Source organism: Castellaniella sp. (genome assembly GCF_036379515.1).
Lineage (GTDB): Bacteria > Pseudomonadota > Gammaproteobacteria > Burkholderiales > Burkholderiaceae_B > Castellaniella.
The window spans coordinates 60,065-67,533 of the sequence record NZ_DASVGN010000014.1 but is presented as its reverse complement, the minus strand read 5'-3'; the positions used below and the strand labels follow the sequence as shown (position 1 = coordinate 67,533).

Here is a 7,469-nt window from a genome sequence, read left to right as displayed (position 1 = left end):
ATCGATTCCTCGACCGCAATCTCGTCAAACGGGTTCATGGACATCTTCACGTTGGCCGTGTCCACCCCCGTGTGATCGGATTTCACCCGCACCTTCACGTTGAAATCTACTACCCGCTTGACCGGTACCAATACCTTCATTTCTGTATTCCTGGATTAGTGCAATTCGCGCAGCATGTTGCGCGCGATGATCAGTTGTTGGATCTGCGTCGTACCTTCGTAGATGCGGAACAGCCGTACGTCGCGGTAGAAGCGCTCGATACCGTATTCGCTCATGTAGCCTGCGCCGCCAAAAATCTGCACGGCCCGGTCGGCCACACGGCCACACATCTCGGAGGCAAACATTTTGGCACAGGATGCCTCGGTGCTCACGGGCAAGCCGTCGTCGCGACGGCGGGCGGCGTCGAGCACCATGCAGCGGGCGGCGTAGAGCTCGGCCTTGCTGTCGGCCAGCAGGGCCTGGACCAGTTGGAATTCGCCGATGGCCTTGCCGAACTGGTGGCGCTCGGAGGCATATTTGAGAGCGTCGGCCAGCATGCGTTCGGCCACGCCCACGCAGATCGCTGCAATGTGAATGCGGCCTTTGTCGAGCACCTTCATGGCGGTCTTGAAGCCGCGCCCTTCGACCCCACCAATCAGGTTGGCGGCGGGAACCTTGCAATTTTCGAAGATCACGTCGCAGGTGTGAGCCCCCTTTTGGCCCATCTTGCGGTCGCGCTTGCCCAGGCTGATGCCGGGTGAATTGGCCTCGACGATGAAGGCCGACACGCCGGCGGAGCCTTTGACGTCCGGTGCCGTACGAGCCATCAAGGTGAAAATGCCTGCGTGCGGCGCGTTGGTGATGAAACGCTTGGTGCCGTTGACCACATAGTGGTCGCCTTTGCGGATGGCGGTGGTCTTGAGCGACCCGGCGTCCGACCCCGAGCCCGGTTCGGTCAGGGCAAATGAGGCGATGATCTCTCCGGTGGCCATGCGGGGCAGGTACTTTTGCTTTTGTTCATCCGTGCCGTCGAACACGATACCTTGTGAACCGATACCCACCGTGGTGCCGATGACCGAGCGAAACGCCGGGGAGGTATGCCCGAGTTCGATCATGGCCAGGACTTCTTCTTCCATGGTGAGCTGCAGCCCGCCGTATTGTTCCGGGATCGTGAGCCCGAACAGACCGATCGCCTTCATCTCGTCGACGATGTCGTCCGGGATCTCGTCGGTTTCCGCGACGGCTTCTTCGTTGGGAATCAGGCGCTCGCGCACGAAGCGTGAGATTTGGTCCAGCAGGATGTTCAGGGTTTCTTGGTCTCTGATCATGATGGTTCAGTCGAAGTGTCCGTGCCCGCGATGGGTGGTGGGGCCCCTGTGCACCGGGTACAGGGGGGATTCAAGCGCGGATGCCGGCCACGCCGTTGCTTAGTACCAGGATGTTGCGTTCCAGGACGCGGGCGTGAAACTGTGCGGTGCCGTCGGCGGATTTCCAGACATCGACCTGCAGGGTCTCGCCCGGAAAGACCGGCGCTGAAAAGCGCCCGTGCAGATAGGCCAGGCGGTCGCCCTGGCCGTCGCACAAGGTGCTGACCACCGCGCGTGCCACCACGCCGTAGGTGCACAAGCCATGCAGAATGGGGCGGGGGAACCCTGCCTTGGCCGCCACGGCCGGGTCTGCGTGCAACGGGTTGTAGTCGCCGTTCAGGCGGTACAGCAGGGCGGCCTGGGGTAACGTGGGCAGGGTGCAAGTGGTGTCTGGCGCGGTGGCGGGTACCTTGGGCAGAGGATCGAGCCCTGGGTCGCTGGTACCAAAGCCGCCGTCTGCGCGGCAAAAGGTGACTTGTTCCACGGTGGCCAGCAATTTTTCGGTGCCCGCCTCGTGGATGGTGCGCTCGGTCACGACCAGCGCGCCTTTTTCGGCCCCCTTGTCGATCACGTGCGTGATGCGGCTGCGCCCGATGACTTCCCCCTGCGCCGGGAACGGCGCATGAAAATGCATGCGCTGCTCGCCGTGCACGACCTTGGTCCAGGTGACTTTGGCCTTGGGGTCTTTCATCCAGAAGCCGGGGTAGCCCATGACCGCTGCCATCGACGGGAAGACCTTGAGCCCATCTTCATAGACATACTGCAATTCGCGTGGGTCGGTAGGGTTCTGTCCCAGGCCGATGCCCAGCGCGTACAGGATCACGTCTTTATGCGTGTATGCGTGGTGCAGGTCGTCGAACTTCCAGTGCTTGATGAGCGAATAATCGAGCGCCATGATCAGATGGGGTCCCAGTTGATCACGTCGGGCGAGCGTTCCAGCTTGTAGAAGCTGTTCTGCATGGCGGGGATGGCAATCTGGGCGATGGCTTCAGGTGTCCAGCCTTCCGACATGTGCACCGAGCGCACCGGCCGCGGTTGGCTGAAGAGCATGATCTCGTTGGCCCGCACGGAAAATATCTGCGCCGTGACTTCGCTGGCCGCGTCGCTGCCCAGGTACACCACCAGCGGGGCAATCTTGCCCGCTTCCATCTTTTGCAGCTTTTTCACCCGGTCCTTTTCTTCCGGCGTGTTGGCGGGGATGGAGCTGGTCATGCTGGTCCAGGCAAACGGTGCGATGCAGTTCGAGCGCACATGAAAGCGGGACATGTCCAGCGCGATGGATTTGGACAGGCCCACGATGCCCATTTTTGCGGCGGAATAGTTCGCCTGCCCAAAATTGCCGATCAGGCCCGACGTGGACGTCATGTGTACGTAGGCCCCGGATTCCTGCTTGCGAAAGAACGGCGCTGCCGCGTGGCTGACGAAAAAGGAGCCATTGAGGTGCACGTCCAGTACCTGCGACCATTCTTCGTTGGACATCTTGTGAAACAGGCGGTCGCGAAGAATGCCGGCGTTGTTGACCACGATGTCGATGCGCCCGAACGAATCTAGCGCCGCCTGGATAATCTTTTCAGCGCTTGCAGCGCTGGAGACGCTGTCGGTGCAGGCCACGGCATTGCCGCCCGCCGCCTTGATTTCGTCCACGACATGCCGGGCGTTTTCGGCACTGACGTCGTTTACGACGACTTGCGCCCCACTGGCTGCCATGGCCAGCGCGATCCCGCGGCCTATGCCACCGCCTGACCCGGTCACGACCGCAACCTTGCCCTTGACCAACTCGCTCATTGCCTGCTCCTCTGTGTGCTGAATGGTGGAATCTACTGTCGGTTCACGATAGAGAAAAAGCCGGTTCGCCTCAACTTCGAATTGCAAAAGCGGGCGTTAAGCAGCGCTGAAGTTCCGGGGTCATCGCCCGGTGAAATGCGGGGCGCGCTTTTCGGCGAAGGCCCGCATACCTTCCAGATAATCGTCGGTCAGGCCCAGCGATTTCTGCAGCATGCCTTCCAGTTCCATTTGGTCGGCCAGGGTGTTGTTCGATGCTGCGTACAGCGCTTGCTTGGTGGCGGCGTAGGCGCGTGTCGGCCCGGATGCCAGGCGGGCGTGGACGGATTGCAGGGTGTCCTCCAGCATTTCGTCGGGAATGCACTTCCAGATGAGGCCCCACTGTTCGGCCAACGGGGCGGAGACAGGCTCGGCGAAGAGTGAGGCGCCCATGGCGCGCTGACGGCCCACCAATTGCAGCCAGGTCTGCGTGCCGCCGGCGTCGGGCAGCAGGCCGATGCGGGTGAAGGCCTGGATGAATCGCGCGGATTGCACGGCGTAGACGAGGTCGCACGCCAGTGCCAGGCTCACGCCCGCGCCTGCCGCGACGCCGTTGACGAAGCACACCACGGGCGCGGGCAGGGCGCGCAGGCGCAGCACCAGAGGGGCGTAGTTGTCTTTCAGGCCGCGCGACAGGTCGCGCTTTTCGCCAGGAGGCAGTGGCGCGCGTTCGGTGAGGTCCTGCCCGGCGCAGAAGCCCCGGCCGGAGCCCGTCAGGATGAGGCCGCGCAAGTCGGCCTGCGCCTCCATGAAATCCAGGGCGGTGCGGATGTCGGCGTGCATGGTTTCTGTCATGCTGTTGAGGCTGTCGGGCCGATTGAGCACGATGCGGCCCACGCCATCTTCGTACGAGAACAGGATGTGCTGGTAGCGGGTGTCCACAGAGGTCTCCTTGGTTTACGGGTCCGAAACAGCCATTTAAGCAAATCAGAATTCACAGCAGTCTCGATTTGCAGAACACTTGCATCTGTAAAACGGAAGGCAGCGAATCGTTGCAGGTGGCGTACTTTCTGGGTACGGCTCACTGCCGCGGTGCGGTTGCCCTTGGTCCACGGAGGAGATTCATGTCAGACCCGCTCGAAATCCCGGTCGATCCGCTGCCCTCGCAAGTCGGCGCGGACGTCTACTACCGAAAACAGCTGGATCAGGGGCACTTTCTGATTCAGCGCTGCACGGCCTGCTCGCGCAGCATCTTCTATCCTCGCATGGTCTGCCCGCACTGCGGCAGTGACCAACTCGAGTGGTTCGCACCTTCGGGTGACGGGGTCGTCTATTCCACGACCGTCGTGCGCCGCAAGGCTGACAAGGGAGGGGATTACAACGTCGCCCTGGTGGACCTCAAAGAAGGGGCCCGCATGATGAGCCGCGTCGAAGGCGTCGCCCCTGCCGAGGTGAAAATCGGCATGGCAGTCAAGGCGACGCTGATCGATGCCGAAGGCGGCAAGCTCGTGGTGTTCAACCCCATCGGAGGCCAATCATGATAGCCAAACGACTCAGAGGTGCGACCGCCATCGCCGGGGTGGGGCACGCCGGGTTCGGCTTTGCCACGGGATATTCCGAGCTTGAAATCCTTGTGCAGGCTTCGCATCGGGCCGTCGAAGACGCCGGGCTCACGTTGCAGGACATCGACGGCATCTGCACCGCCAGCGTGGCGGCCACCATGTGGGCCATGCCGGTCATCGAACACTTGGGGATACGCCCCACGTTCATCGACAGCACCATGCTGGGGGGGTCCAGCTTCGTGGCGCATCTGATGCCGGCCATTCAGGCGCTGGAGTCCGGTCAATGCAATGCCGTCCTGGTCTGCTACGGCAGCACGCAGCGTACGTCGAGCCTGAGTCGCGCTGAAGTCGGGCGGGTGCGCCGCTGGCTGGACCCGCAGCCCTACGAAACACCCTACAACCCGCTCAACCCGTTGAGTTCCTATGCCTTGGCGGCGGCTCGCCACATGCATCAGTACGGCACCAAGCGCGAGCACCTGGCCGAAGTCGCCGTGGCCGCACGCCGTTGGGCGCAGCTCAATCCCGAAGCCTTGATGCGCGACCCGCTGACCATTGACGAAGTGCTCTCGGCACGCATGGTCTCCGATCCGCTGACGATTCGGGATTGTTGCCTGGTCAACGATGGTGCGGGCGCATACGTGCTGGTGCGTGCAGACCGTGCCCGGTCGCTCAAGCAGAAGCCGGTCTACGTGCTGGGCAATTCCACCGCTTGCTGGAATCGCCAGATTTCGTCGATGGAAGACCTGACCGTGACGGCCGCGCAGCAGTCGGGGCGCATTGCGTTCGAGATGGCCGGGGTCAAACCGTCGGACATCGACGTGGCCGAGCTGTACGACGCCTTCAGCATCAATACCATCCTGTTCCTCGAAGATCTGGGCTTTTGCAAGAAAGGCGAAGGCGGCGATTTCGTCAGCGGCGGCGGTATTGCGCCGGGCGGGCATCTGCCGGTCAATACCAATGGCGGTGGCCTGTCGTGCCTGCATCCGGGCATGTACGGCATTTTCATTACCATCGAGGCCGTGCGGCAGCTGCGCGGCCAGTGTGGGGATCGCCAGGTGCCGGGCGCACAGTTGGCGGTGGTCAATGGCAATGGGGGCACCCTGTCCAGCCAGTCCACGGCCATCCTGGGCACTGAAGAAACGTTGTGACAAATCGGTAAGGGAGCCGCGCTCCGCGCGGACGCCCCCCGTGGCATTGGCGCCTCAACGAAGCGCCACCAGAGAGGAGACATCGTGGGTGACCTGAACACACCGGATCGCATCCATCACCTGCTTCAGGCGCAGGTTTCAACGCGCCCGGATACAGTGCTTCTGTGCCTGGAAGAAGGCGGGACCGTCACTTATGCCCAGATGTGGCAGCGGGCCAATGCCGCACGTGACTGGCTCGTCGCGCAAGGCGCGCGGCCGGGTGATCGGGTGATGATCATTGGTGAGAACTGCGCAGAAATGGTGCAGGCGCTCTTTGCCTGCAGTCTGCTGGGTGCCTGGGCGGTAGGCCTGAATGCTCGTCTGAGCGCGCGTGAGGTCGAAGCCGTGCGGGCGCACGCGCGGCCCGTGCTCACCCTGTATTTCAGCCGTTCGTCCAACGCTGCCGCCGTACATGCCGAGCAGGGTACTGGTACTGCTCTGGCGGCGGAGGCTTCTGTCTGGCAGGATGGCAATCGATGGGCTCCCGCCGTGCAGCGTCCCGAGCCCGAAACCGGGCCCGAGGCTTCGGGTGTGGCAACGCTCATTTACACCTCCGGTACCACGGGCGCCCCCAAGGCGGTGATGGTGCCGCACCGAGGCCTGGTACATTTCGCGCGCGTGTCGTCGGCTTCGCGCCGGCTCACGGCGGACGACATCAGTTATGCGGCGCTGCCCTTGTCGCATATTTTCGGGATTGCCACGGTGCTGATGGCAACGGTTCAGGTCGGGGCCAGCCTGGTGGTGCGCCGGCGCTTTGATCCGGCGGATCTGCTACAGGCTCTCGAATCCCCGGGCCTGAGCATTCTGCAAGGGGTGCCTACCATGTACACGCGTCTGCTGGCGGCATTTCCCGCGCCGGTCAAGGCGCCCCGCCTGCGTTACGTCTACGCGGGCGGCTCGGCCCTGGACCCCACCTTGAAGCGTCAGGTGGAGCATTATTTTGGCGTGCCCATGCATCATGGCTATGGCATCACCGAATATGCAGGGTCGCTCTACGTCACGTCCATGGATGCGCCTCGCAGCGATTGCAGTGCGGGCTATCCCCTCGAAGGCGTCGAATTGCGCTTGGGTGCTCCCGGCACGCCCGATGTTCCCATGGGCGAGTCCGGGCCCATTCACGTGCGGGGCCCGGGAGTGATGCTGGGCTATTACAAAGATCCTGAGCGCACCCGGGAGGCGTTGCTGCCGGGCGCCTGGTTGTGCACGGGGGATCTCGGGCGCCTGGAGGCCGACGGTGCGCTCTTCATTACGGGTCGCACGAAAGACATGATCATCCGTTCGGGATTCAACGTGTATCCGCTGGAAGTCGAGGCGGTGATCAATACCTTTCCGGGGGTCAAGCTGTCTGCCGTGGTGGGGCGCGGCACGGCCGATGGCAACGAAGAAGTCATCGCGTTCTTCGAACCCCTGCAGACGGGGGCCGTCGATGTGGATGCTCTGCGCCTGCACGTTCGCGCGCAGCTTGCGCCTTACAAGGTTCCTGCACAAATTTTGCCGATCGACACCATCCCGACTACAGTCAGTGGCAAGATCAAGAAGCAGCCGCTGCGCGACCTGGTGCGTTGAAGCCGCCAGGTCGACGCCGGTGGGTTGCTCGTTGTCGCCCACCCAAT

General features: G+C 62.8%; 7 protein-coding genes and 1 pseudogene. 3 read left to right on the top strand and 5 right to left on the bottom strand.

Going from position 1 to position 7,469, the window contains the following annotated elements; all coding sequences use genetic code 11:
• The 5 genes and pseudogenes from VF285_RS04860 to VF285_RS04840 form a co-directional block, all read right to left on the bottom strand.
• Positions 1–140 (bottom strand): annotated as a pseudogene (locus VF285_RS04860) (electron transfer flavoprotein subunit beta/FixA family protein); the annotation flags it as partial.
• 15 nt (positions 141–155) lie between these two features.
• A complete protein-coding gene (locus tag VF285_RS04855) occupies positions 156–1,307 on the bottom strand; it encodes an acyl-CoA dehydrogenase family protein (protein WP_346951495.1) in 1,152 nt (383 codons plus the stop codon).
• Positions 1,308–1,377: 70 nt separating this feature from the next.
• On the bottom strand, positions 1,378–2,241 hold the full coding sequence (locus VF285_RS04850) for a MaoC/PaaZ C-terminal domain-containing protein (RefSeq protein ID WP_346951494.1): 864 nt from the start codon (positions 2,239–2,241) through the stop codon (positions 1,378–1,380).
• A gap of 2 nt (positions 2,242–2,243) precedes the next feature.
• A complete protein-coding gene (locus VF285_RS04845) occupies positions 2,244–3,131 on the bottom strand; it encodes an SDR family NAD(P)-dependent oxidoreductase (protein ID WP_346951493.1) in 888 nt (295 codons plus the stop codon).
• A gap of 120 nt (positions 3,132–3,251) precedes the next feature.
• Entirely contained in the window at positions 3,252–4,049 is a 798-nt protein-coding gene (locus VF285_RS04840) for an enoyl-CoA hydratase-related protein (RefSeq protein WP_346951492.1), read from the bottom strand.
• A 182-nt stretch (positions 4,050–4,231) separates the two neighbouring features.
• On the opposite strand from VF285_RS04840, the gene VF285_RS04835 reads away from it, so the two are divergent.
• From VF285_RS04835 to VF285_RS04825, 3 genes are all read left to right on the top strand, one after another.
• Positions 4,232–4,648 carry a Zn-ribbon domain-containing OB-fold protein gene (locus tag VF285_RS04835; RefSeq protein WP_346951491.1) on the top strand — a complete coding sequence of 139 codons (417 nt, stop codon included), beginning with the start codon at positions 4,232–4,234 and terminating at the stop codon, positions 4,646–4,648.
• Positions 4,645–5,817: a thiolase gene (locus VF285_RS04830; RefSeq protein WP_346951490.1), complete on the top strand. Its 1,173-nt coding sequence runs from the start codon at positions 4,645–4,647 to the stop codon at positions 5,815–5,817. The genes VF285_RS04835 and VF285_RS04830 overlap by 4 nt, the downstream gene beginning before the upstream one ends.
• An 84-nt stretch (positions 5,818–5,901) precedes the next feature.
• The gene (locus tag VF285_RS04825) at positions 5,902–7,422 is read left to right on the top strand and encodes a class I adenylate-forming enzyme family protein (RefSeq protein WP_414648067.1); all 1,521 of its coding nucleotides are present in this window, start codon (positions 5,902–5,904) and stop codon (positions 7,420–7,422) included.
• The last annotated feature ends 47 nt before the right edge of the window (positions 7,423–7,469 follow it).

What these genes read in the sequence shown, in the direction of transcription:
- VF285_RS04855 (WP_346951495.1), bottom strand. Translation starts at nt 1,307, where the DNA reads ATGATCAGAGACCAAGAAACCCTGAACATCCTGCTGGACCAAATCTCA.
- VF285_RS04850 (WP_346951494.1), bottom strand. Translation starts at nt 2,241, where the DNA reads ATGGCGCTCGATTATTCGCTCATCAAGCACTGGAAGTTCGACGACCTG.
- VF285_RS04845 (WP_346951493.1), bottom strand. Translation starts at nt 3,131, where the DNA reads ATGAGCGAGTTGGTCAAGGGCAAGGTTGCGGTCGTGACCGGGTCAGGC.
- VF285_RS04835 (WP_346951491.1), top strand. Translation starts at nt 4,232, where the DNA reads ATGTCAGACCCGCTCGAAATCCCGGTCGATCCGCTGCCCTCGCAAGTC.
- VF285_RS04830 (WP_346951490.1), top strand. Translation starts at nt 4,645, where the DNA reads ATGATAGCCAAACGACTCAGAGGTGCGACCGCCATCGCCGGGGTGGGG.